The organism is Micromonospora sp. WMMA1923, from assembly GCF_049179195.1.
Lineage (GTDB): Bacteria > Actinomycetota > Actinomycetes > Mycobacteriales > Micromonosporaceae > Micromonospora > Micromonospora yangpuensis.
In genome coordinates this window covers 1,290,030-1,313,006 of sequence record NZ_JBMHLZ010000001.1, presented here as the reverse complement: position 1 = coordinate 1,313,006, position 22,977 = coordinate 1,290,030, and the positions used below count along the sequence as shown (strand labels likewise).

24 protein-coding genes and 1 pseudogene are annotated in these 22,977 nt (G+C 72.6%); 8 read left to right on the top strand and 17 right to left on the bottom strand.

Annotation, left to right across the window (positions count from 1 at the left end):
- Positions 1-18: 18 nt before the first annotated feature.
- The 12 genes from ACN28G_RS05995 to ACN28G_RS05940 form a co-directional block, all read right to left on the bottom strand.
- The gene (locus tag ACN28G_RS05995) at positions 19-786 is read right to left on the bottom strand and encodes an ABC transporter permease (protein WP_091435969.1); all 768 of its coding nucleotides are present in this window, start codon (positions 784-786) and stop codon (positions 19-21) included.
- Positions 787-821: 35 nt separating this feature from the next.
- Positions 822-1,787: an ATP-binding cassette domain-containing protein gene (locus tag ACN28G_RS05990; protein ID WP_091435966.1), complete on the bottom strand. Its 966-nt coding sequence runs from the start codon at positions 1,785-1,787 to the stop codon at positions 822-824.
- Between the two features lie 124 nt (positions 1,788-1,911).
- A complete protein-coding gene (locus ACN28G_RS05985) occupies positions 1,912-2,880 on the bottom strand; it encodes a beta-ketoacyl-ACP synthase III (protein ID WP_421478644.1) in 969 nt (322 codons plus the stop codon).
- The gene (locus ACN28G_RS05980; protein ID WP_421478643.1) at positions 2,877-3,266 is read right to left on the bottom strand and encodes a holo-ACP synthase; all 390 of its coding nucleotides are present in this window, start codon (positions 3,264-3,266) and stop codon (positions 2,877-2,879) included. The genes ACN28G_RS05985 and ACN28G_RS05980 overlap by 4 nt, the downstream gene beginning before the upstream one ends.
- The gene (locus ACN28G_RS05975; RefSeq protein WP_421478642.1) at positions 3,266-4,588 is read right to left on the bottom strand and encodes an acyl-CoA dehydrogenase family protein; all 1,323 of its coding nucleotides are present in this window, start codon (positions 4,586-4,588) and stop codon (positions 3,266-3,268) included. Before ACN28G_RS05975 ends, ACN28G_RS05980 begins: the two co-directional genes overlap by 1 nt.
- Entirely contained in the window at positions 4,581-5,024 is a 444-nt protein-coding gene (locus tag ACN28G_RS05970; RefSeq protein ID WP_091435955.1) for a hypothetical protein, read from the bottom strand. Before ACN28G_RS05970 ends, ACN28G_RS05975 begins: the two co-directional genes overlap by 8 nt.
- Positions 5,021-5,866, bottom strand: coding sequence for a hypothetical protein (locus ACN28G_RS05965; RefSeq protein ID WP_421478641.1), 846 nt, complete (start codon positions 5,864-5,866; stop codon positions 5,021-5,023). Before ACN28G_RS05965 ends, ACN28G_RS05970 begins: the two co-directional genes overlap by 4 nt.
- 11 nt (positions 5,867-5,877) lie before the next feature.
- Positions 5,878-6,135, bottom strand: coding sequence for an acyl carrier protein (locus ACN28G_RS05960; RefSeq protein ID WP_091435950.1), 258 nt, complete (start codon positions 6,133-6,135; stop codon positions 5,878-5,880).
- Between the two features lie 31 nt (positions 6,136-6,166).
- Positions 6,167-6,424: an acyl carrier protein gene (locus ACN28G_RS05955; protein WP_091435948.1), complete on the bottom strand. Its 258-nt coding sequence runs from the start codon at positions 6,422-6,424 to the stop codon at positions 6,167-6,169.
- Positions 6,421-7,740: a diaminopimelate decarboxylase gene (locus tag ACN28G_RS05950; protein ID WP_421478640.1), complete on the bottom strand. Its 1,320-nt coding sequence runs from the start codon at positions 7,738-7,740 to the stop codon at positions 6,421-6,423. The genes ACN28G_RS05955 and ACN28G_RS05950 overlap by 4 nt, the downstream gene beginning before the upstream one ends.
- On the bottom strand, positions 7,737-9,233 hold the full coding sequence (locus ACN28G_RS05945) for a hypothetical protein (RefSeq protein ID WP_421478639.1): 1,497 nt from the start codon (positions 9,231-9,233) through the stop codon (positions 7,737-7,739). Before ACN28G_RS05945 ends, ACN28G_RS05950 begins: the two co-directional genes overlap by 4 nt.
- 20 nt (positions 9,234-9,253) lie before the next feature.
- Positions 9,254-10,204, bottom strand: a complete 951-nt coding sequence (locus tag ACN28G_RS05940) for a 3-oxoacyl-[acyl-carrier-protein] synthase III C-terminal domain-containing protein (RefSeq protein ID WP_421478638.1) — start codon at positions 10,202-10,204, stop codon at positions 9,254-9,256.
- A 352-nt stretch (positions 10,205-10,556) separates the two neighbouring features.
- Between ACN28G_RS05940 and ACN28G_RS05935 the strand changes: the two genes are divergently transcribed.
- Positions 10,557-12,395, top strand: a complete 1,839-nt coding sequence (locus tag ACN28G_RS05935) for a condensation domain-containing protein (protein WP_421478637.1) — start codon at positions 10,557-10,559, stop codon at positions 12,393-12,395.
- A gap of 313 nt (positions 12,396-12,708) precedes the next feature.
- Positions 12,709-15,609: a helix-turn-helix transcriptional regulator gene (locus ACN28G_RS05930; protein WP_421478636.1), complete on the top strand. Its 2,901-nt coding sequence runs from the start codon at positions 12,709-12,711 to the stop codon at positions 15,607-15,609.
- 55 nt (positions 15,610-15,664) lie between these two features.
- Here the strand turns inward: ACN28G_RS05930 and ACN28G_RS05925 are convergent, their stop codons facing one another.
- Positions 15,665-16,534 carry an LLM class F420-dependent oxidoreductase gene (locus ACN28G_RS05925; protein ID WP_091446211.1) on the bottom strand — a complete coding sequence of 290 codons (870 nt, stop codon included), beginning with the start codon at positions 16,532-16,534 and terminating at the stop codon, positions 15,665-15,667.
- Between the two features lie 424 nt (positions 16,535-16,958).
- Here ACN28G_RS05925 and ACN28G_RS05920 point away from each other — a divergent pair, with 424 nt between their 5' ends.
- Complete coding sequence (locus ACN28G_RS05920; protein ID WP_421478635.1) at positions 16,959-17,954, top strand: twin-arginine translocation signal domain-containing protein; 996 nt, start codon at positions 16,959-16,961, stop codon at positions 17,952-17,954.
- A 159-nt stretch (positions 17,955-18,113) separates the two neighbouring features.
- Here the strand turns inward: ACN28G_RS05920 and ACN28G_RS05915 are convergent, their stop codons facing one another.
- Positions 18,114-18,677 (bottom strand): hypothetical protein, encoded by a 564-nt coding sequence (locus tag ACN28G_RS05915; protein WP_421478634.1) that lies wholly within the window; start codon positions 18,675-18,677, stop codon positions 18,114-18,116.
- 118 nt (positions 18,678-18,795) lie between these two features.
- On the opposite strand from ACN28G_RS05915, the gene ACN28G_RS05910 reads away from it, so the two are divergent.
- Entirely contained in the window at positions 18,796-19,128 is a 333-nt protein-coding gene (locus tag ACN28G_RS05910; protein WP_091435926.1) for a hypothetical protein, read from the top strand.
- A gap of 13 nt (positions 19,129-19,141) precedes the next feature.
- On the opposite strand, the gene ACN28G_RS05905 is transcribed toward ACN28G_RS05910, so the two are convergent.
- Both ACN28G_RS05905 and ACN28G_RS05900 read right to left on the bottom strand, forming a co-directional pair.
- Complete coding sequence (locus ACN28G_RS05905) at positions 19,142-19,438, bottom strand: hypothetical protein (protein WP_175440489.1); 297 nt, start codon at positions 19,436-19,438, stop codon at positions 19,142-19,144.
- 116 nt (positions 19,439-19,554) lie between these two features.
- Complete coding sequence (locus ACN28G_RS05900; RefSeq protein WP_421478633.1) at positions 19,555-19,812, bottom strand: DivIVA domain-containing protein; 258 nt, start codon at positions 19,810-19,812, stop codon at positions 19,555-19,557.
- 281 nt (positions 19,813-20,093) lie between these two features.
- On the opposite strand from ACN28G_RS05900, the gene ACN28G_RS05895 reads away from it, so the two are divergent.
- Together ACN28G_RS05895 and ACN28G_RS05890 are read left to right on the top strand one after the other, a co-directional pair.
- Positions 20,094-20,321, top strand: coding sequence for a GntR family transcriptional regulator (locus ACN28G_RS05895; RefSeq protein ID WP_091435921.1), 228 nt, complete (start codon positions 20,094-20,096; stop codon positions 20,319-20,321).
- A gap of 158 nt (positions 20,322-20,479) precedes the next feature.
- Positions 20,480-20,833, top strand: a complete 354-nt coding sequence (locus ACN28G_RS05890; RefSeq protein ID WP_421478632.1) for a nuclear transport factor 2 family protein — start codon at positions 20,480-20,482, stop codon at positions 20,831-20,833.
- Positions 20,834-20,988: 155 nt separating this feature from the next.
- Here ACN28G_RS05890 and ACN28G_RS05885 read toward each other — a convergent pair whose 3' ends face one another.
- Positions 20,989-21,183, bottom strand: coding sequence for a DUF397 domain-containing protein (locus ACN28G_RS05885; protein WP_091435916.1), 195 nt, complete (start codon positions 21,181-21,183; stop codon positions 20,989-20,991).
- Positions 21,184-21,321: 138 nt separating this feature from the next.
- Between ACN28G_RS05885 and ACN28G_RS05880 the strand changes: the two are divergent.
- Together ACN28G_RS05880 and ACN28G_RS05875 are read left to right on the top strand one after the other, a co-directional pair.
- Positions 21,322-22,532: pseudogene (locus ACN28G_RS05880) on the top strand (IS3 family transposase).
- A complete protein-coding gene (locus ACN28G_RS05875; protein ID WP_421478631.1) occupies positions 22,529-22,882 on the top strand; it encodes a hypothetical protein in 354 nt (117 codons plus the stop codon). Before ACN28G_RS05880 ends, ACN28G_RS05875 begins: the two are co-directional and overlap by 4 nt.
- Positions 22,883-22,977 lie beyond the last annotated feature (95 nt).

Genomic DNA, 22,977 nt, shown 5'->3' with positions numbered 1-22,977 from the left:
CGGGAACGGCCGCGCTGCTCAGGCGCTCTCCCGGGCGAAGACCCGCGCGCCCACGCTCAGGCAGACCACCGCCAGGAGCCCGGCCACCGCCACCCCGGACCAGAGCTGCACCGTGCCGTACTGGCCGTAGAGGGCCGAACGCATCGCGTCGACGACGTACCGGAAGGGGGTGACCAGGGAGATCGCGTCCAGCCAGCCGGGGGCCAGCCGCATCGGCAGAACCACGCCGGAGAGCAGCATCAACGGCACCATCACCGCGTTCAGCATCGGGGCCAGCGCCTCCTCCCGGCGCAGCAGCAGCCCCAGGGTGTACGAGCCGGCGGAGAGGCTGACCCCGAGCAGGGCCACCATGCCCAGTACGATCGCCAGTCCGGTGGCCGAGGCGCGCAGCCCGAAGGCGAAGCTGGCGGTGAGCAGCACCACGGCCTGGGCCAGCAGCACCACCACGTCCCGCAGGACCCGGCCGACGAGCAGCGCGTACCGGCTGACCGGGGTGACCCGCATCCGTTCGATCACCCCGGCCCGGACGTCGGCGATGATGCCGAGCCCGACGAAGCCGGCACCGAAGAGGCCGAGCTGGATCAGCAGTCCCGGTACGAAGAGCTGCCAGGAGTTGCCGGTAGGTGAGCCGCCGCCCCCGTTGATCGTGATCCGCTCCAGCAGCGGGCCGAGGAAGGCGAGGTAGAGCGCGGGCTGGGTCAGTCCGATGATCAACCAGGCCGGATCGCGCATGGCCAGTCGGGTCTGCCGGACGAAGATGAGCATCGTGTCACGCAGGAAGTTCACGGGCGGCACTCCTCAGAGGGTCGGGGCGGGGCGGGTCACCGGGGTGCGTCGGGGGTCGGCTCCCGCAGCGACCGACCGGTCAGGCCGAGGAAGACGTCGTCGAGGGTGGGCCGGGAGATCTGCACCGACAGTGCGGCGATGCCGGCGGCGTCGAGCACCCGCAGCAGCGGCAGCAGCGCCTGCTCCCCGGCGGTGTCCAGGGCGAGCCGCAGGGTCCGCCCGGTCACCGTGAGGTCGCCGATGCCTGGTTCGGCGGCGAGCAGCTTGGCGGCCCGCTCGGCGTCGCCGTCCACGCTCACCGTCACCACGTCGCCGCCGACGCGTCGCTTCAGCTCCTCGGGGCTGCCGTCGGCGACGATCCGGCCGTCGTCGATGACCAGGAGCCGGTCGCAGAGCGCGTCGGCCTCGTCGAGGTAGTGGGTGGTCAGGAAGACGGTGGTGGCCAGGTCGTCGCGCAGTCGCCGGACGTGGTCCCAGAGGTTGGCGCGGCTCTGCGGGTCCAGGCCGACGGTCGGCTCGTCGAGGAAGAGCAGCCGGGGCTCGTGGACCAGCCCGAGGGCCAGGTCGAGCCGGCGGCGTTGACCACCGGAGAGGGTACGGATCTGCCGCCGTTCCAGGCCGGTCAGGTCGAGTTGCCGGACCAGCAGGCCGGCCCGCCGGGTGGCCTCGGCCCGGGAGAAGCGGTAGAGCCGGGCCTGCAGCACCAGCTCCTCCAGGACCAGGCTGGTCCCGTCGGTGCCGCCGGACTGGGCCACGTAGCCGGTGTTGCGGCGGACCTGCGCCGCGCCGCGTACCAGGTCGTGGCCGGCGACGACGGCCCGACCCGAGGTGGGACGCAGAAGGGTGGTGAGCATCCGCAGGGTGGTGGTCTTGCCGGCGCCGTTGGGCCCGAGGAAGCCGACGATCTCGCCGGTGGCGACCTGGAAGCTGAGCCCGCGGACGGCGTCCACGGTGGCGTGCGCGGCCTGGAAGGTACGGGCCAGTCCGTCGGCCTCGATCATGGGCACGGCTGCTCTCCTTGTCGACGTGGGGTGGTCCCGGCGGGACGACGGGCCGGTGCGGTGGTCCCCGCGGGACCACGGGCCGGTGCGGCGGTCCCCGCGGGACCACGGGCCGGTGCGGTGGTCACGGGGCGGCCACCACCTGGGCGGCGTAGCAGAGGCCCGCGCCGAAGCCCAGCAGCAGGATCGGCGCCCCGGAGGGCACCGTCCCGGCGTGCACCATCCGGGACAGCGCCAACGGCACGGAGGCGCCACCGGTGTTGCCGGCGTGCACCACGTCGGTGGCGACGGTGGCCCGGGGGAAATCCAGCCGACGCGCGATCGCCTCGATGATCCGCAGGTTCGCCTGGTGCGGGACGAAGCCGAGCAGCTCGTCGGTGCGTACCCCGGCCCGTTGGCAGGCCTGCTCGATGACGCCGAAGAGTTCGTTGGTGGCCCACCAGAACACCCGGTTGCCGTCCTGGGTCAGGTACGAGTGCCGGTCCGGGATGCGGATCCGGTCGGCCAGTTCGCCGACGCTGCCCCACACCACCGGGCCGATCCCGGCCGGCCGTCCGGTGCCGGTGACCGGTCCGACCACGGCCGCACCGGCCCCGTCGCCGAAGAGGATGCAGGTGCTGCGGTCGGTCCAGTCCACCCAGGCGGACATCTTCTCCGCGCCGACGACCAGGGCGTACCGCGACGAGCCGCCGCGTACCGCGTCGCTGGCCAGGGCGAGGGCGTACCCGAAACCGGCGCAGCCGGCGTTGACGTCGAACGCGCCGGGCGCGCGGACGCCCAGCCGGTGGGCGACCCGGCCGGCGGTGTTGGGCATGCTGCTCTCCGCGGTGGTGGTGGCCACCACCACCAGGTCGATCTCGGCGGGTTGCCGGCCGCTGTGCGCCAGCGCCTTGCCGGCGGCGGCCACCGCCAGGTCGACCACGCTCTCGTCCGGTTCGGCGATCGACCGGCTGACGATCCCGACCCGGGTACGGATCCACTCGTCGCTGCTGTCCAGCCGCTGCGCCAGCTCGTGGTTGGTCACCACCCGGGCGGGCTGGTGGTGGCCCAGCCCGAGCAGCCGGGTCGCCGGGACCGTCGGGGACACGTTCATGGCAGTGGACCTCCGGCCGCAGCGGCGAGCGCGACCGCGATCGCCAGGTTGTGCTTGTGGGTGATGGAGACGCTCACCTGGTCGATGCCGCAGTCGCGGGCCACCGCGCGGGCCGAGCCGCGCAGTTCGACCTCGGGTGCGCCGGTGGGTGCCCGGGTGACCGCGATGTCGCTGGGGCGTACCCCCTGGAACAGGCCACGGCCGAGGACCTTGAGTACGGCCTCCTTGGCCACGAACCGGCCGGCCAGGAACTCGGTGCGCCGGGCGGGTCCCAGCGTGTCGGCCAGCCGCAGTTCGGCGGCGGCGAAGACGAACCGTTCCAGGCGTCGCCGGCCGAGCAGCCGGTCGAGCGCGTCGACGGCGATCAGGTCCACCCCGAGCCGCATCAGTCGGCCCGCCCCGGCTCGGCGGAACCCTCGGCGGCCCCCTCGGCGAAGCCCGCAGCAGAGTCCTCGGCGGAGCCGTCGGCCGGGTCGTCGGCCGGGTCGTCGGCGGGGCCGTCGGCGGGGCCGTCGGCGGGGAAGAAGTTGCCGCGCAGCAGCCCCTGGAACACGCCCCGCCGGTGGATGTTGCCGGTGCCCTCCATGAACTCGAAGGCCCGCACGTCCCGGTAGGTCTTCTCCAGCCAGGGGTGCTCCCGCAGCGAGGCCGGGCCGAGCAGGTCGGCGGCGAGCAGCGTGGCCTCCTCGGCCAGCCGGGCGGCGCTCATCTTGGTGGCGCCGATCCGGTGGGCGTTGGCGGCACCCGCGTCCACCTCGGCGGCGGCGGCGTAGACCAGCCGGCGGACCCGCATCGAACGGTCGATCAGGTCGTCCAGCCGGGCCCGGTCGCCGCCGCCGAGCCGGGGCCGGTGCTCCAGCACGTAGTCGCAGACGGCGTGGGTGACCCCGACGGCGAGCGCGGCGACGCTGGGCCGGAACCAGAGCAGGGTACGCAGCGCGCCGTGCAACCCCCGGCGGCTGCGCGGGCGGCCGGCACCGAGCAGCCGGTCGGGTGGGATGTACATGCCGTCGAGGCGGATCCGGCTGATCCGGGAGCCGCGCAGCCCCACCAGGGGCAGCAGCTCGGCGTGCCAGCCGGCGTCGGCGGTGTCGACGAGCACCGCCTCGATGCCCCACGGTCCCGGGGCCCGTCGGCACAGCACCACCCCGAGCTGGGCCCGTGCCCCGTTGCCGATGTAGGTCTTCTCCCCGGTGAGCAGCCAGCCCACCCCGTCCGGGGCGGGGGTCAGGGTGGTCTCCAGTTCGGCGGCGGCGGAGCCCTTGCCCGGTTCGGTCAGCCCGAAGAAGGTCCAGGTGGGGCGCTCGGCGAGCCGGCCGTAGAACCAGGCCTGCTGGGCGTCGTCGGCCAGCGCCCGGACGGCGGCGCTGGACAGCGACGGGCCGGGGCTGGCCAGGACCATGCCGGTGTCGCCGTAGGCCAGCCGCTCGGCGACCAGCGCCCAGGAGACGCAGGAGACCCCGGAGACGGCGCGGGCCAACCGGGCGTCGCCACCGCGGCGGTACTCCGCCGGCATCAGCACGTGGTTCTGCAACGCGACCGCCGGCAGGTCCAGGTGCTCGGCGATGGCGTCCGGGTCCCGGTCCAGCACCATGCCGGGGGCCCGCAGCGCGGCGGCGATGTCCCGGCAGTACGCGTTGAGCAGCGCGGTCTCCGCGTCGGTGGGGTCGAGCTCGGTGAGCGCGGCCACCGGCCCCCAGTCACCCATGGTCGTCCACCGACCCGGGGTGCAGGTACGCGTTGCCGAGCAGCTCGACCAGGTGCAGGTCGCCACCGGGGCCGTCGGCGAGCATGCTGGTGGCCCCGAGCAGTCGCAGCAGCCGGCGACCGGTGGCGGTCAGCCGCTGGTGGCGGGCCCAGCGCAGCCGGGCCGGGTCGGCGGCGGGGATCTCGCAGCGCAGCCCGCTCTCGCGCAGCTCCACGGCGATGTCGGCGAGTTGGGCCTGCAGCTGTGGCTTCGCCAGCAGGCTGGCACCCTCGCTGTGCCGGCCGTCCAGGTGTCGCACGGCGTGGTCCAGGGTGGTCCGCAGGATGGCGTGTTGCAGGTCGAGCAGGCGCTCGCCGAGCGGCTCGGCGTCGGTGCCGGGCAGCTGGTGCCCGGCGGCGCGCAGCCGGTCGAGCAGGTCCGGATGGTGGGCGGTCACGGGTGCTCCTTTGCCGGTGGTGGGGGTGCCGCCGTCTGCTGGGTGAGGATGGCGACCTGGGTCTGGTCGTGGCGGGGGTCGGTGTCGCAGAGCACGAGGGTGTGGTGGCGCTGCGCCCAGTCCCGCTGGCAGCGCAGCAGTTCCCGCCAGAGGCTGGTGCAGTACGACCCGGGTGCGACCCGGTGCCGGGCGACCCCGGTGACGTCGGTGTCGGCGGGGTCGGTCCACGGGCCGGTCACCAGCAGTGCCCGCGCGGCGACCGGGGCGGGCAGCAGGCGGCGCAGCAGCGCACCGGTCGCCGCGCCGGAGGGGGCCGTGTGCAGCCCGTCCACGGTCCACCGGCCGGTGCGGTCGAAGACCATCAGCACGCCGGAGTCGAGCAGGTCGTGGGCGTGCGCGAAGGGTTCCCGGTAGGCGAACGTGGTCTGTTCCAGCACGAACAGCGCCAGGCTGTCGCAGCGGCCCGACCGGGCGTACGCGTTGGCCACGCGCAGCGCGGTGAAGGGCGCGGCCAGCCCCTGCTCGGAGACGGCGAAGCTGCGCGAGGTGTCGCCGAAGCCGTGGTTGAGATGCGAGGCGACCGTCTTGAGGGGATGCAGGTCGGGCAGCGCGTAGGCGAGGATCAGCAGGTCGGGGCTGGCGACTGGGTCCGGGGTGGCGGCCAGGGCCCGCTCGGCGAGGTCGACGAAGGGCACGTTGCGCCCCTGCCGGGCCAGCTCCTCGTCGACCTCGTCGCCGTAGGGCCGCAACAGGTCCCGGTAGAACCGGATGATGTCGTCGTCGAGCGCGTACGGCCCGGTCTCGCCCAGCACCGCCGCGCCGGTCCGCAGGGCCAGGGTCATCGTCGCGCCCCTCAGACCGGGGTGCTCTGCTGCCGCCCGACGAAGTCGGCGAGCGCACCGACGGTCGGGTAGGCGGCGAGGCTCAGCGAGTCGGGATCGAACCGGACCCCGAGCTGCTCCTCGATCGCCATGAGCAGCTCCAGGTGGGACATCGAGTCGAGGTCGATCTCCTCGACCAGGCGCGAGTCGACGGTGATGACGGGCAGGCCGGTCGGCATCACCTCGGCCAGGCAGCGGGCGATGACCTCGACCAGTTCACTGTGCTTCATCTGGCTGTCCTTTCGACGACCGTGGTCCGGCTCAGACCGGTACCTCACTGACCTGCTCCACCGAGTCGGTGAGGGTGCCGAGGGTGCGGAAGTCGTCCATCTTCAGCGCCTCCATGTCGAACTCGACGTCGACGGCCTCCTCCACGGCCATCAGCAGTTCGAGGATGGTGGTGGAGTCCAGGTGCAGGTCCTCGAAGAGCCGGGTCTGCTCGTCGAGGTCGGGCAGGGGGCGCTGCAGCACGTCCTGCAGGCAGCCGGAGATGGCGGTGACGAGTTCGGCACGGTTCACGGTGCGGTCCTTTCCGGGGTGGCCCAGAGCTGGTCGGGGTCGAGACGATCGGGGTCGAGCGGGGGCACGAGCAGTTGCCTGCCGAGCAGGTCGGCGACGGTGTCGCGGTGGCGGACCAGGTGCGCCTCGCCGTCGAGGACGAGCACCTCGGCCGGGTAGCCGTGGCTGAGGAAGAGCACCGGCGAGGCGGTCGGGCCGTACGCGCCGGAGCGTTCCACGCCGATCAGGTCACCCGGGGCGACCGGCGGCAGCGCGACGTTGCGCCCGAGCACGTCCTCCGGAGTGCAGAGCGGTCCGGTGAGGGTGTACCGCTCGGTGGCCGGGGCGTCGGGGTGGCTCAGGGACCGGATCGGGAAGTTCCGTTTGACGAAGCTGCCGACGCCGATGGCGGCCATGTGGTGGTTCATCCCACCGTCGGTGATCACGAACTGCTGCCCACGGGACTGTTTCACCGACCGGGCCCGCACCAGGTAGGTGCCGCTGCGGGCGGTCAGGTACCGGCCCAGCTCCATGATGATCCGGCAGTCGGGGTGCGCGGCACGGAAGTCGGTCACCGCCGCGTTGACCCCGGTCAGCAGCTCGGCCAGGTCGAGGTCGGTCTCCTGGTCGAAGTACGCCACCCCGAGGCCGCCGCCGACGTCGACCTCCCGCAGCGGGAAGCCGATGGCGGTGGCCAACTCGGTCGCGGCGGCCAGCGCGCCCCGGGTGTTGTGGACGATGTCGGCGGCGTCGAGGATCCGGGTGCCCATGTAGACGTGGATGCCGGCCAGCTCCACGTGCCGCAGCCCGCGCAGCACCGTACCGGCGGTGCGCAGGGTCTCCTGGTCGGTGCCGAACTGGCGGGGTTTGCCGCCCATGGCCAGTCGGGAGCCCTTGGTGGTGAAGTCCGGGTTGACCCGCAGCAGCACCCGGGTGCGGCCGGGGCGGCTGAGCGCGTCGACCGCCGCGACCTCGTCCAGCGACTCGCAGACCACGGCCCGGATGCCCAGCTCGACGGCGAGGCGCAGCTCCTCGGCGGACTTGCCCGGCCCGAGCATGATGATCTCCTCGGGCCGGGCGCCGGCCCACCGGGCGGTGGCCAGCTCCGCCAGCGAGGAGACCTCCATGCCGGCACCCATCGCGCGCAGCAGCGCGGTGACGCTGACGTTCGGGTTGGCCTTCAGCGAGTAGAACAGGTCCACCGCCGGGTGCAGGCCGGCCCGCAGTTCGGTGTACGCCTCCCGCAGCGATCCGCCGTCGTAGACGTACGTCGGGGTGCCGAAGCGGCGGGCGATCTCCTCGACCGGTACGCCGCCGAGGTGGGGTTCGGGGGTCATCGATTCTCCTGGTGGTTGAGCGGGGCCAGGGCGGCCGTGACGGCGGCGTCGAGGTCGGCCAGCCGCGGCGCGTCGGCGGCGAAGAGCATCAGGTGCAGCCGCCCGTCGAACGGGGGCCGGACGTGGTCGGCCTCGGCGTTGACCGTGGCGAAGCAGGTCACCACCACCCGCCCGGACGGCACGTCGGCACCGCCCGACGCGGTGGCACCGCCCGGTGCCGACGCTGCGGTGGCACCGCCCGGTGCGGCGGCACCGCCCGGTGCGGTGGCCGCGTCCGGTCCGGTGGCCGCGGCGGGTGCGGGGCCGAGCAGTGGGCCGAGGGCGGCGCGGACGGCCGCGAACGGCAGCGGAGCGGCCAGCCGCAACGGGTAGTGCCGGGCCAGCACGACCTGACCCGCCGTGGCGTACCGCTCGGCCACCCCGCCCTGGTACGTCGACATGTTGAGCCGGGCGTTGATCTCCAACACCGGGTACAGCACCCCGTCGGTGTCGATGATCGCGTCGACGCCGGCCACCCCGGTGAACCCGTCGGCGAAGAGCCGTCGGCCGACCGCCTGCGCGGCCTGCTCCACCTCGGCCAGGTGGGCGGGGCCCAGGTCGGCCGGGAAGGTGTGCCCCTGGTGGACGCCGCCGCGGGTGTGCGCCCGCTTGACGAAGTCGAGGCTGACCCCGCCGGTACGGCCGATGGTGAGCTGGTAGTTGAGGTCGGCCGCGCGGGGCAGCCACCGCTCCACCACGACGGCCAGCCGGTCGTCGCCGGTGCGGCGGGCCCGCCGGGTCACCATGGTCAGCAGCCGGTCGGCCTTGGCCGCGCTGTCCAGCACCACCAGCCCCTTGCCGGAGACACCGTAGGCGTCCTTGACCACCAGCGCGCCACCGGTCCCACCGTCGGTCGGCAGGTCCCCCCGGTACGCCGACAGCGCCCCGGCCAGCTCGCCGACGGACTCCACGCAGGTGCCGGGCACCGGACGCAGGCCCAGCTCGGCGGCGATCCGCCGACTGTAGATCTTGCTGTTGACCGCCTCGAAGACCGCCGCGTCTCCCACCGCGAGCGGCAGCCCGGCCACCTCGGCGAGCTTCTGTTCGGCCACCGACACCCCCATCGGCAGCAGCCGGGCGCCGTCCTGGCCCAGCCGGGCCAGGTGCCGCAGGTCGGCCGGCGAGTCCAACAGCGCCCCGGTGGTCGACCGGTCGGCGGCGACCTGGGCGGGGGTGCGCACCGTCGGCAGCTCGAAGCCGGTCTCCTCCAGGTACGCCCGGTACTCCGGGTCCATCGGCCGGTGCAGCAGGACGGTGTCGGCCGGCCCGGCGAGCAGCACCCCCAGTTCGTCCATCCGGGTCACCACCGGGGCCGGGGCGCGACCGGTGAGCGCCGGCAGCCCGACGTGGTGGGCGGCCCACTGCTCCTCCACCTCGAAGTTGCAGAGGAAGACCAGGGGGGTCCGGCCGTCGCCGGTGAGGGCCAGTTTGAGGGCGTGCAGGTAGCGACTCATCGGGGACTCCGTTGCGGGTGTCAGCTGTTTTCGACGACCATGGCCGCGTAGGTGGCACCGAGGCCGACCGAGGTCAGCAGGTACCGCCCGCCGGGGATCAGGCGTTGTTCGGCGCGCAGGGTGGCCAGGTTGACGAACGGGTCGGAGCAGAAGCAGTGCCCGTACCGTTCGACGTTGTCCAGGTAGACCTGTTTGCGGTCGATGCCGAGGTCGGGCAGGGCACGCAGCCACGACGAGACGTTCACGTTGTGCGGCACGATCAGTTCGATGTCTGCCATCGCGACGCCGGCCTCGGCCAGGCACTCGTGGATCACCTCGACCAGCCGCGGGACGTAGGTGTCGCTGAACTCGGTGCGCGAGGCGGGACTGGGCCGGAAGATGTCGGCGTGCTGGCCGTGGGTACGCACCACGTACGAGCGGACCCGCAGGCCGGCACCGGCCAGGCCGACCAGGCAGGCGGCGGCGGCCTCCCCCATGATGCTGGTGTTCTCCACCAGTTGGGCGATGCGGGAGAAGGTCTTCTCCCCGGTGAGCACCAGCGCCAGCGCCCCCGGCTCGTCGTCGGCGCGCAGCAGTTCCCCGGCCACGTCGACGGCGGCCAGCCCGGTGGCGCAGTTCTGCTGGGTGAGGGCGAAGGCGGCGGCCCGACGCAACCCGAGCTCCCGGGCGGCCAGCATCGCCACGTCCAGGTAGGACGGCGCCACGCTCTGGATGGTGTGCGCGAAGATCAGGTACCGGATGCGGTCCGGGTCGTCGACGTCGCGCAGCACGGCCCGCGCGGCGGGGGTGATCAGGTCCAGCAGCGGCAGCTCCGGATCCTCGCGCAGCATCCGCTGGCCGTGCACCCGCCGGAACAGCCGGGTCTGGTGCCGGTTGAGGCCGAGCCCGCCGGCGACCTCCTCGACGGTGACCGACCGCTCGGGGGCGTACGTCTGCACGGCCTGCACCGTGGTCGCCGCAGCGGACTCCATGGCAGCCTGTCCCCTTTTCCCCTCGGCGGACGGGCAGGCATTGGCGCTGCTCGTTCCTGGCCCGGCCGACGCTACGGAAAACGGCTGCTCCGGCGGCAGTAGGGAAACCCCTGCCTGCCGACGACAGGGCCGGTTCCAATACGACGAAATCGGTGCACGCCGACCGTCGGAGTCGATCCGGACGGACAACTCCACCATTCAAATGGGCAAATTCATGGCAAAGCTCCACGGCGGCTGCCGGGGCAGGGTTTCCCCCGGTTCGCCGTACCGGCTCGGCCCCTAGGCTCCGCGCTGACACGTATTGCCAGCCACGGACGTCCTCGGGGCGTACCGCGTGGGTCCGGGAGGTCCGATGTTCGAGCTGACCCTGGTCGATCAGCTGGTGGTTGCCTTCAAGGGGGAACGGGCGGGCCGGGGTCCGCTGACCGTCGGCCAGCTCAACACCCTGCAGTGGCTGGGCAACGGAAGCCTGTTCACCTCCGTGGAATGGGTCCTCGACCTGCCCGCCGGCACCACCCTGGACGACGTCACCGAGTCGATGGCGGTGCTGCTGGCCCGGCACGAGTCGCTGCGGACCCTGTTCCATCCCGACGGTACGGACGACAGTGGCGAGCCGACCCAGCAGGTGGTCGACTCCGGCGAGCTACGCGTGGACGTCTACGCCGTCGACCCGGCCGGCACCGGCACCGCGCCGGCGGCCACCGCCCCGGCCGGTACCGCAGACCCGGCCGACGGGGACGGCCGGGCGGAGAGCGACCGGCTCACCGCCATCACCCAGGTGCTCACCGACCGGTTGCAGGAGGCGCCGTTCCGCGTCGACGAACAGCTGCCGGTACGGGTGGGCGTGGCCGTGCGGGACGGCCGGCCGATCATCGCCGTCATCGCCTGCACCCACCTGGCCGCCGACTGCGGCAGCCTGGTCCGCCTCGGCGAACAGTTCGCCCGGCTGGTCCGTGACCCGGCCAGCCGTACCGTCGGCCCACGCGGCCACCAACCGCTGGACCAGGCACTACGGGAACGGACGCCGCAGGGCCGGGCCCGACTCACCGCCACCCTGGGCTACTGGCGGCGGCACCTGGTCGACCTGCCCCAGTGCCTGTACGCGGCCCCGGTGGTCGCCGACGACGGTGGCGGCCCGCTGAGCGGGTTCCTGGAGTCCCCGGCGATCGCCCTGGCCCTGCCCCTGGTCGCCGCGCGGACCGGCACCAGCCGGCCGATGGTGCTGCTGGCCGCGTACTGCGCGCTGGTGGCCCGACGGACCGGCAACCGGGAGCTGGTCTTCGCCTCCGTGGTCAACAACCGGATCGGCGCCCACCTGCACGACTACGTGGGCACCCTGGCCCAGGACAGCCTGGTCGCGGTGGACGCCGGCACGACCAGCTTCGACGAGCTGATCCGCCGGGCCGGGGCGGCGAGCCTGATCGCCAACCGGCACGGCATGTTCCGCCAGGACGAGCTGGTCGAGACGCAGCGGGCGGCCGGCCGGGCCCGGGGCAGCTTCTTCCAGCGCGACTGCGCGGTCAACATCATGGGGCTCGGCGGTGGCGGCACCGTCGGCGGCGACGCCCGGGACGCCGTGGCGGCGGTGCCGCACAGCCGGCTGCGCTGGTGGGTGCCGCCGAGCTTCCGGGTGATGCTCATGCTGCGGGTGATCGAGATCGGCGGTCTGCCGGTGCTCGGGCTGACCACCGACGACACCCTCCGGGTACCCGCCGACGAGTTGGCCACGCTCCTGCGGGCGATGGAGGCGCTGGTGGTGGCCGCCGCCGCCGGTGACGTCGACCTGGCCAGCACCGACACGATGGCCGCGGTCACCCCGTTGCGGCGCGGGCCGGAGTGGCTGCGGGTCGGGCCGTCCTGGGTGGAGTGGCCACAGGCGCAGCAGCTCGTCGCCGAGGCGCTCGGCGCGCACCACGGACGGGTGTTCGCCCTGCCCGCCGCCGACGGCGGGGCCAGCCTGGTCGCGTACGCGATCGCCGGGACCGGCCTGGACACTCCCGAGCAGGCGCACGCGGCGTGCCTGGCCGCCGTGGAACGGCACTTCATGACGGTGACCCCGGGGTACTACGTGCTCTGCGCGGACTCCCCGGACGACTCCGACGACCTGGCCGCCTGGCAGGGCCGCCCGGTGGTGGCGGCCGGCGACGGGCGGGGAACCCCGTCGGCGCAGGTGCCCGACGGCACCCGGTAGTCCGCCATTCGGACCATTTGCTGCGCAATGGCCAACCGAACCGGCCAGCATTTCGGGGAGGTAAATCCCGGCCGGGACGACCCTTGCCGGCAATTCATGGCGGACGCTAACATCTTGCCGAATGCGCGAATCTTCTCGCCACAAGAGAACCCCCATGGACCCCTTTTTGGAAAGAATTGGCAATGGGCAATGCGTGCCGGTTGCCGAACCCTTTCTGGCCGACCTCGCCGACGATCGGACCACCGCGGTCGGACCACCGACGCGACGCGCCACCCGATCGGTCGGCCCGACGGCCACCGCCGAGGAGGACTGAATGCTCGACACGTTGCAGGCGACAACCCCCCGGACGGTCACCGGACGCCGACCGGAGCGGGGCCTGGTCGGGCGGGACGCGGAGTACGCGACGCTGGTCGGGGCGATGGACCTGGCGGTCGCCGGCACCGGGCAACTCGTGGAGGTCACCGGCGACCCGGGCATCGGCAAGAGCCGTCTGCTCACCGAACTGACCGCGGTGGCCCGGCGGCGGGGCATGGCCACGGTCACGGTCGTGGCGACCGGCGGGCTGGCCGCGCTGGCCCGGGCCTTCGCCGACCACATCGAGACCGCCGCTGCCCCGGCGGGCACCGGGATGCGCCGCGAGCACCGGGCCCACCTGGCCACCCTGCTCCGGGTGCCGGCACACCAGGGCACCGGCCCGGCCGAGTTCGGTGGGCCGGACGAGCTGACCGTACGGCGACAGGTCACCGCCGTCCGGGCGCTGCTCACCGCGCTGGCCACCCCGCAGGGGCTGGTGGTGGTCCTGGACGACCTGCACCGGGCCGACCCGACGCTGGTCACCATGCTCCGGCACCTGGTCGGCCGGCCGCCCCGGGCCGCCCTGCTGCTGGCCTTCGCCTACCGGGGCCGCCAGGCGCCGCTGGCGCTGAGCAGCGCGCTACGTGAGGCGTCGGGGCTGATCCGGCTGCCGCTGGGGCCGCTCGCCCCCGTCGCCAGCGCCGAGTTCGTACCGGCGTCCGGCCCGCCCCGGTGGCGGCGGGCGCTGCTGGCCGCCGGCACCGGCAATCCGCTCTACCTGCGGGCGTTGACCGCCAGCGCCCGCCCGGGACCGGCCGGGATGGACGGGGTCGAGTTGGACCCGCTGCCCGCCGCCGTGCTCGCGCCGCTGCTGGCCGAGCTGGACGCGCTCTCCCCGCCGGCCCGGCTCGCCGCCCAGGCCGCCGCGGTCCTCGGCGGCTGCTTCGAACCCAATCCGGTGGCGTTCGTCGCCGACCTCGCCTACCGCAGCCGCTACCCGGTCTTCGACGAGCTGTCCCGGTACGACATCGTCCGCCCGACCGCGGGCACCGGTGAGTTCGTGTTCCGGCACCAGGTGCTGCGCCACGCGGTCTACCAGAGCACCGAGCCGGGCTGGCGGCTCGGCGCGCACGCCCGCGCCGCCCAGGTGCTGCGTCGCCGCCACGCCCCGGCCGAGTTGCTCGCCCCGCACCTGGTACGGGTGGCCGTCCCCGGTGACCTGCACGCCGCCGAGATCCTCGCGGACGCGGCGGCGGCCGTCCGGGACCGTTGCCCGGAGGCGGCGGTCGGCTGGCTGCAGGCCGCCTGTCGGCTGGTACCGGACCGGCCGGACACCCACGACCCCCGGGCCGAACTGCGCTTCGCGCTCGGTCTGGCGCTGGACGCGGCGGGGCACCCGGACGCCGCCCGCGACACCCTGCAGGAGGCGTTGCTCGCCGGTTCCCGGATGACCCCCGGACGGTTGGCCGCCGTCGCGGTCTGCGCCCGGCTGGAACGCCAGCTCGGTCACCGGGCACAGGGCCGGGCCATGCTCCGCCGGGAGCTCGACGGCCCGGCCGCGCCGCAGCAGGGCTACCGGGCCGCACTCTTGATCGAGCTGGCCGGCCACGACCTGCTCGACGGCGCCCTGGCCGAGGCCCGCGCCGGAGCCGGTGCCGCCCGCGCGCTGGCGGCACCGCAGTCCGACGCCCGCCCGATGGCGGCCGCCGCCAGTGGGTTGCAGGCCCTGGCGTACTGCCTCGGTGCCGACGTCACGGCGGCCACCGCGCACCTGACGGTCGCCGCCGGGCTGCTGGACGGGCTGCTCGACCAGGAGGTGGCGGCGCGGTTGGAGGCCAGCGTCTGGGTGGGCTGGAGCGAGCTGGTGATGGAACGGCCGTGGGACGCCCTGCGGCACGTGACCCGGGCGCTGCGGGCCGGCCACGGCTCCGGGCGACACGCCCAGCTCACCTGGCTGCTCGGCGCACAGGTGGTGGCCCTGCGCGGGCTCGGCCGACTGGCGGAGGCGGGCGCTACCGCCACGGAGGCCGTCGAGCTGGCGACCGCCTCGGGCGACACCGCCCTGCGGGTCTTCGCCGAGACCCTGCGGTCCTGGGTGGCGGTCTGGACCGGCGAGGTCGTCGAGCAGCGGCCGGCACCCCGGTCGACGGCCGACCTGTCCGCGATCGGCTGGTTCGGCATCGTCTGCCGGGTGATGCACGCCGAGGTGCGGGCCAGCGGCGACGACCCCGACGACCGCGGCAACCTCACCGGGCCGGCCGACCTGCCGACGGCCGACCCGTGGTCCCGGATCACCCTGCTGGAACACCAGGCGCGGGCCGCGTTGGAGGCCGGCCGGGTCGACCTCGCCGACTCCTGGGGCCTGGCCGCGCAGACCGCCGCCGACCGGCTGGGCCTGCCCGGCCGGTCGGCGCTGGCCCGGCTGGCCCGGGCGCACGCGCTGACCGTCCAGGACCCGCTCGCCGCGGTGACCGCCGCCAGCACCGCCGCCACCGAACTGGCCGCCGCCGGCCTCGCCGTCGACGCCCGACGGGCCACCGTGGTGGCGGCCCAGGCGCTGGCCGCCACCGGCCAGACCGAGTCGGCGCTCCGGGAGCTGAGCAGCGCCCAGCAGTACTTCGAGCAGTGCGGCGCGCTCCGGCTGGCCCGGGAGACCGGCCGGCTCCGGGTCCGGCTGGCGGCACGGACCCGCCACGGTGGACGCCGGCAGGAGGTCTCCGGCCCGCAGTCGTTGACCGCCCGCGAGGAGCAGGTCGCCGGCCTGGTCGGCGACGGCCTGACCAACCGGGAGATCGCCCGCCGGCTGGACGTCAAGGAGAAGACCGTGGAGATGCACCTGACCAGGGTCTTCGCCAAACTGGGCGTGACCAACCGGGTGGGCGTGGTCCGGATGGTGCTGTACCGCGCCAGCCAGGACTGACCGCCGGCCTGCGTGCGGGCGGCGGCCGGCGGTCGACCTCAACCGGCGGTCAGCCTCAGCCGATGTCGGCGAGCCTGGGCAGCACCTGGTCGGCGAGCCGCTCGGTGAACTCCACCGGGTGCCGGTCCGGAACGACCTGCACCTCGGTCACCCCCAGCTTGGCGTACTCGGCCACGTCGGCGAGGAAGGCGTCGACGTCGGCCAGGGCCGGGCGCATCACCAGCGCGGTCTTCTCGATGGCGGCGTAGTCCCGCCCCTCGGCCGCGCAGTGCGCCCGCAGCACGTCCAGCTTGTGCGCCACGTCGGCGGGGTTGCTGCCGAAGATGTTGCAGGCGTCGGCGTACCGGGCCACCAGGAGCAGGGTCTTCTTCTCCCCGCCGCCGCCGATCATGATCGGCGGGTGCGGCCGGCGCAGCGGCTGCGGCGAGTTGATTGTCTCGGTCAGCCGGTAGTGCCGGCCCTCGAACGGCCCGTTGTCGTCGCTCCACATCTGCCGGCAGATCTGCAGCGTCTCCTCCAGCCGCTCGAACCGTTCGGCCATCGGCACCACGGGCACCCCGAGACCGCGCTGTTCCCGCTCGTACCAGGACGCGCCGAGGCCCAGCCGGGCCCGCCCGCCGGAGAGCACGTCGAGAGTGGTCACGATCTTGGCGAGCAGCCCCGGGTAGCGGTACATCACGCCGGTGACCAGCACGCCCAGGTTCATCCGCTCGGTCCTGGCCGCGACGAAACCCAGAGTCGTGTACGCCTCCAGCATCGGATCCTCGGCCGGAGCCATGGTGTCCATCTGGAAGTAGTGGTCCATCACCGTGAACGACGCGACACCTGCCTGTTCGGCAGTGGTGGCCGTGGTCAGCAGGGTGGGCGCGATCGCCGCCGTCTCGGCAGGCGTGGCGAAGTTCCAGTAGTGCAGCCCGAGCTTCATCATCGACACCTCCGGATCCCAACCTAGCGCCGATCGGCAGTCGTCGCCGCCCGCCCGGCGGGGAACCCGCATTGCGCGAACCCGCATTGCGCGAACCCGCATTGCGCGAACCCGCGTAGCGCGAACCCGCGTAGCGCGAACCCACGTAGCGCGAACCCGCGTTGATCGACTCGGTTGGGCTGATATGGCGGTATCCGTCGCCCTTCGACCCAGCCATATCGGCTCAACCGAGTTGATCAACGAGTGCCGGAGGAGGTGCGGGGCTCAGCGGGCACGCGGCACCGGTGCGCTCATCGTTCCACCGTCCAGCCCGCAGGGATAGATTTCGATATTTACGAAGAGTAACATCACGCACACCCAGGGTGTGGCGGCGGGTGCGACACCCGACCTCACGGCACACCACAGCCGGACGTGGAGGTCGGAGATGCCTGATGAACAGCACAGTCGTCGGTCGGTGAGCCGCCGGGACGTGATGCGGGGCGCGGCCGTGCTCGGCGGTGCCGCGACGGTCGGGCTGGTCGCACCGGGCAGCGCGTCGGCGGCTCCGGCCAGCACGGCGGCAGCTCCGGCCAGCGCGTCGGCGGCTCCGGCCAGCACGGCGGCAGCTCCGGCCAGCGCGGCGGCAGCTCCGGGCAGCGCGGCGGCAGCTCCCGACCCCGCACCGGGGCAGCCGGCCCGGTCCCGATTCGCCGGGCTCGACGACTGGCTGGGCTCCCTGGTGCAGGTGGCCACGGTGGCGGCGAACGTCCTGCCGATGCTCGTGCTGGTGCAGCGGGGAGAGACCTCCGACCCGTACCAGCTGGGTGGTGTGCAGTTCGAGGTGATCAACATCGACGGTGAACCGTCCCTCTACGCACACAACATCTCCGGTGACGACGTCGGACTCTCCTACACCTTGACCCAGTCGGCGCCGGCGTCGAACACCAGCGTGTACCAGCCGCTGCCGAAGGGCGGCGCGTACAAGTGCGAGCCCGACCTCAAGCTGTTCACCGACGGCCAGGTCTTCCTGGCCCCCAACCCGACCTCCACCGCGTCGACCGGGACGCTGGCCCGTACGCTGAGTTTCGCGGTGCGCGGCCTGACCATCGGGGCGGTGGTGCAGGTGGTGGGTGGCGTCAAGCTCTCGGTCACCAAGGACCCCGCGGCCGGGTCGTTCACCGCGGTCATCGAGGCCACCGGCACCCCGAAGACGCTGCGGGCCGAGGTCGAGGCGACCGGACCGGACGGCAACATGGTCCGCGCGGTGTGGGACTCCTCCGGCTCACCGAACGGGCCGAGCAACGACACCATCAAAATCCCGCTCCCGGCGGGGGTGAACCTCGACCCGGTGGTGCAACTGCTCCAGCTCTACGTGGACCTCGACGCGCCCGGCTTGGACGCGGTCACCACAGACCGCCGCAGTCGGGTGATCTACCTCTGATCCTCCCGTCGCCATCCGCCGCGGGCGGCGAACCCGCGTTGATCGACTCGGTTGGGCTGAACTGGCGGTATCCATCGCCCTCCGACCCAGCCACATCTGCCCAACCGAGTCGATCAACAGATGTCGGGGGCGGGCGGGGGTCAGGCGGGCGACGACGGCCTAGCTGTCGGGCATCAGGAGGTCGGGCCGATCGCCCTGGCTCACACACACCGCCATCGTCTGTCGATAGTGGGCGATCACCGCCGGCCCGTCGCGCTCCGGGTTGTCCAGGCCGATGCGGACGCAGCGCCCGGGATCACGGCCGAGTTCGAGAATCTCGATGCCCCGCTGCTTCTCCCAGTACCCACGGTCAACAAGCACCCGCTCGTTCCAGACGTCGAGCTGACGCTCGGGGTACACCACGTCGACAAGCCGTACGGAGACCGGCACCAGGGCGCGTAGCGCCTCGTCGACACCGGGGTCCCCCGGCACCCGCCGCACGATCAGGACGTTGGCGACCGGGTCCAGCTCCACCCCGGCGTACGACTCGGGCCATTGGCGCCTGGCGACGGCCTCGACGGTATCGGCGGCGCGGCCCAACTGGTCCTGCTGGAGCCAGAACTCGTCCGAGAACACCACCTCGGCCGGCGGCGCGGCGGTCGCTTCGTGGCGCGGGCCGGCCACCGCCGATCCGGCGGCGGCGATCGGCACGAGCAGGAGCGCGAACAGGGTACGTGAACGCATCGTCAGGCCTCCTCCACAATCCTCAACGCGTACCCCGATGGCGGGTGACGGTGACCGACCAGGTCGGGGACCGTGTTCACGGGGTGGCGGCCCGTGTTGATGCCATTACCATGCGCGGATGGGTAGATTCCTTGCGCTCTTCAACGGTGCGGCCGACGAGGCCGACAAGGCCGAACTCTCCGAACAGCAGCAGACCGAGTTCATCCACGCCTGGGCGGCGTGGGCGCAGGCCAACGAGAAGGCTCTTGTCGACCCCGGCGCTCCGCTGAACGCGAAGAAGCTGGTCACGACGCAGGGAGTCGAGGACTTCACCGATGCCCTGACCGGCTACACCATCGTGGAGGCGGACTCGCACGACGAGGCGGTGCAGATCTTCTCCGGGCATCCGCACCTGGGGCTGTTCACCGGCAACTCGATCGCGGTCCTCGAATGTCCGCTTCCACCCAGCTGAGGGACGGAACGGGTCAGGGCTTGGGGCGCGGCCTCGGCCTCGGCATGTTCCGGTGTCGTTGGGCCCTGGTCGTGGGCGGTGGTGACCGGCGTTGCACGGGTACCAGTTCGGCCGGCCGGACGAAGATCTCCCGGGTGGCCACGGCGGCACCCTCGTCGTCGAGCTGGTAGCCCCGCAGCCACACCCAGCCGAAGTAGGTCTGATACTCGGTCAGCACCTTGATCACCCGGAAGGTGATGGGCTCGTGGAACTGCACGGACGCCCTGCGGGTCACCCGGACCACGTCACCGGGCGAGGGAAGGTCGCTCACGACGGCGTACGGTCGGGGTCGGGTCCGTCGGCGGGCGGGCCGGTCGGCTGCCGACGCACCGCGCCTGCCCACTCCGGTCGCGCCGGCCCGTGCCGGGACGGACAGGTTGGCATCGGTCACCCGTCCCGGTAGCGGCGCTGGTTGGACCGCCACTGCCCGGACTGCCACTCCTTGAGCGCACGCTCGTACCGTCGAACCTGGTCCCGGGCGTCGACGACCTCGCCGTAGAGCACCCCCAGGTCGGCCTCGACCCGCCGCAGGAACCGCGCCACCGCCTCGGGCGACAGCCCTCGCCGACCGAGCCCGGTCAACGGAAACCGTTGCCACCGCACCTCCACGGGGGTCAGGAGGTTCCGCTTCGACCGGTAGACCATGCCACTTCCACCGGCTGCGTCATCGCCTAGTTGGTCACCGCCCGTCTCATCGTCACCCGGTCCACTCGCGTCCATGTGCCTCCGTTCTACGCCGTAGGCGGCAGCGCCCGGGTGGGAACCGCAGCTTCGCGTGGAGTTGCTGTGCATGTCCCCGCACCAGACGCCAGCCAGGGTGGAAGGACATTGGTCAATCTAGGTCACTGTATGACCTAGGTAAATCACCGAGAGGAGGTGTCCGGCGAGTCGTGATCTAATCGCCAGGCCAGCCAGGGAGAGACAGCATGCCCATACCGATGTCGTCGCGGCAGATTGCGGACGACCTCACCGCCCGGATCACCGCTCGGGAGTACGAGCCCGGCACCAAGCTGCCGTCGCTGCGGGAGCTGGCCGATCTCTACTCGGTAAGCGTGTCGACCATCCAGCGCGCCTTGGAACTGACTCGGGAACGTGGCCTGACCGTCGGCCGCGCCGGCAGCGGCGTGTACGTCGCGGACGAGCCACCGGCGTAGGCGGGGCTCACCTTCCGGGCGGACCGAAGCAACCAGAGCGAACCTGCAGAAGTTGCCGAGGTTTGGTTGCGCCGTGAACGCCCTACCGGAATGACGTCGCCGCTCTGCCGCGAGCGAACCCGCTTGTCTTGTTCCGGCGCGGTGCGCAGGATCAGCGGATGGATCTGTTCACCGCGGAACGGCACCTCCAAGCCGCCCAGCGTGCCGCCGATGTCGAGTCCCTCGACGCCCTACTGCACCCGCAGGTCGTGGCTGCCGGGCCGGACGGCACCGTCTTCACGAAGGACGACGACCTGGCGAGCTACCGCTCCGGTGCACTGCGCATCACCAGCCTGGTGGAGGAGTCGCTCGACGTCCAGGAAGACGGTCAGACCGGGGTGACCCGCACGGTCGCCGCGGTGGATGCCATTCAGGGCGGTGCCGCGGTGTCCGCGCGGCTGCGCTACACCCGACTCTGGTTACGTGAGGACGGCAACTGGCGGGTGCTGGCCGCCACCTTCGTCCCGGTCTAGCCAGTTCATGGCCTGGGCCGGGCCGGCCTGGGGACGCCCAGACCAGCCGGCCTACCGGGTCTACGAATACTTCCCGTTCACCTTCCGACGGGCCGAGGCAACCAGAGCGCACCCGCAGGCTTCGACGGGTTCGCCCTGGTTGGCCGCCGAAGGGGTCACGCCCCCGGCTTGGCCCCTCGGATGAAGGCACTCCAGGCATCCGGCGCGAAGGTCAGCGCCGGACCGGCCGGGTCCTTGCTGTCTCGCACCGCCACCACACCGGACAGGTTGTCGGCGACTTCGACACAGGCTCCGCCGTTGTCGCCGCTCCGCGTGCTCTTACGCCACTTGGCGTTGGCCAGATCAACCATAATGGACCTCCGATATGATCTTGTCGATCAGCTGCCCTGATTGTTCCTCATCAAGGGCCAGTCCATCGAGGCTTGACCAGACCTTTTTGAACCGCCCCGGATCTTGTAGAGACTTCCCCGCTTGGGAAGGATCGAGAGATGGCAGGAACGAAGCCGTATCCGCAGGAGCTGCGGGAGCGGGCGGTGCGGATGGTCGCGGAGGTGCGGCCGAACTACGAGTCGGACTGGGCGGCGATCACGTCGGTGGCGGCCCGGCTGGGGATCGGCACGGCCGAGACGGTGCGTAAGTGGGTCCGTCAGGCGCAGGTCGATGACGGCCGGCGGTCGGGGGTGACGTCGGAGGAGTCGGCGGAGCTGAGGCGGCTGCGGCGGGAGAACGCCGAGTTGCGGCGGGCGAATGAGATCTTGAAGGCCGCGTCGGCTTTCTTCGCGGCCGAGCTCGACCGGCCTACGACACGCTCGTGAGTTTCGTCGACGAGCATCGGGACCGCTTCGGTGGAGTCGAGCCGATCTGTCGCGTGCTGCGTCAGCACGGGCTGCAGATCACCCCGAGCGGCTTCTGGGCGGCGAAGAAGCGTCCGCCGTCGAAGCGGCAGGTGCATGATGCGCGGCTGACAGAACTCATCCGGGATATCCACGCGGTGAACTACAGGGTCTACGGAGCCCGCAAGATCTGGCACGAGCTGCGCCGCCAAGGGCATCCGGCGGCCCGGTGCACGGTCGAGCGGTTGATGCGTGACGCCGGCCTGACCGGTGTCGTACGCGGCAGGAAGATCCGCACCACCACCGCCGATCCGGGGCATGAACGGGCCGCCGACCTGCTCAAACGGGACTTCACCGCCGCCCGACCGAATCGGTGCTGGGTTGCTGACTTCACCCACGTCGCCGCCTGGTCCGGCGTTGTCTACGTCGCGTTCGTCGTGGACGTCTACTCCAGGACGATCGTGGGGTGGTCCGCGGCGACGAACAAGCGGACCCCGCTGGTCCTGGCCGCCCTGGACATGGGACTGTGGCGCCGTGACCGCGCCGGCCAGCCGGTCGGGTCGGGTCTGGTGCACCACAGCGACGCGGGCAGCCAGTACACGTCGTTCCGGTTCACCACCCACCTGCTCGACGTCGGTATCGACGCCTCGATCGGCAGCGTCGGCGACGCCCTGGACAACGCGCTGATGGAATCCACCATCGGCCTCTACAAGACCGAACTGATCAAGCCCCGAGGTCCGTGGCGAAGCCTCGCCCAGGTCGAACTGGCCACCGCCGAGTGGGTCGACTGGTACAACCACCAGCGCCTGCACTCCGCCAGTCGACCCGGGCGTCGGCGACGATCAGCTCCGCGTCGGTGCCGATGACGTACTGGCATAACGACTCCTGCACCGGGTTCTGCCGGTCCTGCGGGTCGGTGGTGTCGACCCCGATGCAGCTCTTCCAGAACGAACGCCGGTCGTCGACCACGGTGACGAAGGCGAACGGGGTGCCCAGCAGCGTCGCGGCGAGCTGGGCCAGCCGGTCGAACGGCTCCTCCGCGCCGGTGTCCAGCAGCCCGGTACGGTGCACCGCGGCCAGCCGCAGCGGGTCGAAGATCTGGGCGGGCAGCGCCCGCGGGGCCGGTCCGCCCGCCGTCGCCACACCGCTCGCACCCGTCCCCATGCCCCCATTCTGTCCGCCGCTGCTGACCTCGTCCAACACGGCCTCCAGCTGACCCGCGAGGGCTTACCCGGGCCGGTCGGACGAACAAATCAGGGTCGCCAACTTTCCGTATGCCGACCTGTCGCTATACGGTCGGTAGGTGAGAAT

Coding starts and splice junctions, on each gene's coding strand:
- ACN28G_RS05895 (WP_091435921.1), top strand. CDS start 20,094: ATGCCCATACCGATGTCGTCGCGGCAGATTGCGGACGACCTCACCGCC.
- ACN28G_RS05910 (WP_091435926.1), top strand. CDS start 18,796: ATGGGTAGATTCCTTGCGCTCTTCAACGGTGCGGCCGACGAGGCCGAC.
- ACN28G_RS05875 (WP_421478631.1), top strand. CDS start 22,529: ATGACGTACTGGCATAACGACTCCTGCACCGGGTTCTGCCGGTCCTGC.
- ACN28G_RS05925 (WP_091446211.1), bottom strand. CDS start 16,534: ATGAAGCTCGGGCTGCACTACTGGAACTTCGCCACGCCTGCCGAGACG.
- ACN28G_RS05960 (WP_091435950.1), bottom strand. CDS start 6,135: ATGAAGCACAGTGAACTGGTCGAGGTCATCGCCCGCTGCCTGGCCGAG.
- ACN28G_RS05965 (WP_421478641.1), bottom strand. CDS start 5,866: ATGACCCTGGCCCTGCGGACCGGCGCGGCGGTGCTGGGCGAGACCGGG.
- ACN28G_RS05915 (WP_421478634.1), bottom strand. CDS start 18,677: ATGCGTTCACGTACCCTGTTCGCGCTCCTGCTCGTGCCGATCGCCGCC.
- ACN28G_RS05950 (WP_421478640.1), bottom strand. CDS start 7,740: ATGACCCCCGAACCCCACCTCGGCGGCGTACCGGTCGAGGAGATCGCC.
- ACN28G_RS05990 (WP_091435966.1), bottom strand. CDS start 1,787: ATGATCGAGGCCGACGGACTGGCCCGTACCTTCCAGGCCGCGCACGCC.
- ACN28G_RS05930 (WP_421478636.1), top strand. CDS start 12,709: ATGCTCGACACGTTGCAGGCGACAACCCCCCGGACGGTCACCGGACGC.
- ACN28G_RS05885 (WP_091435916.1), bottom strand. CDS start 21,183: ATGGTTGATCTGGCCAACGCCAAGTGGCGTAAGAGCACGCGGAGCGGC.
- ACN28G_RS05980 (WP_421478643.1), bottom strand. CDS start 3,266: ATGCGGCTCGGGGTGGACCTGATCGCCGTCGACGCGCTCGACCGGCTG.
- ACN28G_RS05935 (WP_421478637.1), top strand. CDS start 10,557: ATGTTCGAGCTGACCCTGGTCGATCAGCTGGTGGTTGCCTTCAAGGGG.
- ACN28G_RS05940 (WP_421478638.1), bottom strand. CDS start 10,204: ATGGAGTCCGCTGCGGCGACCACGGTGCAGGCCGTGCAGACGTACGCC.
- ACN28G_RS05920 (WP_421478635.1), top strand. CDS start 16,959: ATGCCTGATGAACAGCACAGTCGTCGGTCGGTGAGCCGCCGGGACGTG.
- ACN28G_RS05890 (WP_421478632.1), top strand. CDS start 20,480: ATGGATCTGTTCACCGCGGAACGGCACCTCCAAGCCGCCCAGCGTGCC.
- ACN28G_RS05985 (WP_421478644.1), bottom strand. CDS start 2,880: ATGAACGTGTCCCCGACGGTCCCGGCGACCCGGCTGCTCGGGCTGGGC.
- ACN28G_RS05900 (WP_421478633.1), bottom strand. CDS start 19,812: ATGGTCTACCGGTCGAAGCGGAACCTCCTGACCCCCGTGGAGGTGCGG.
- ACN28G_RS05945 (WP_421478639.1), bottom strand. CDS start 9,233: ATGAGTCGCTACCTGCACGCCCTCAAACTGGCCCTCACCGGCGACGGC.
- ACN28G_RS05975 (WP_421478642.1), bottom strand. CDS start 4,588: ATGGGTGACTGGGGGCCGGTGGCCGCGCTCACCGAGCTCGACCCCACC.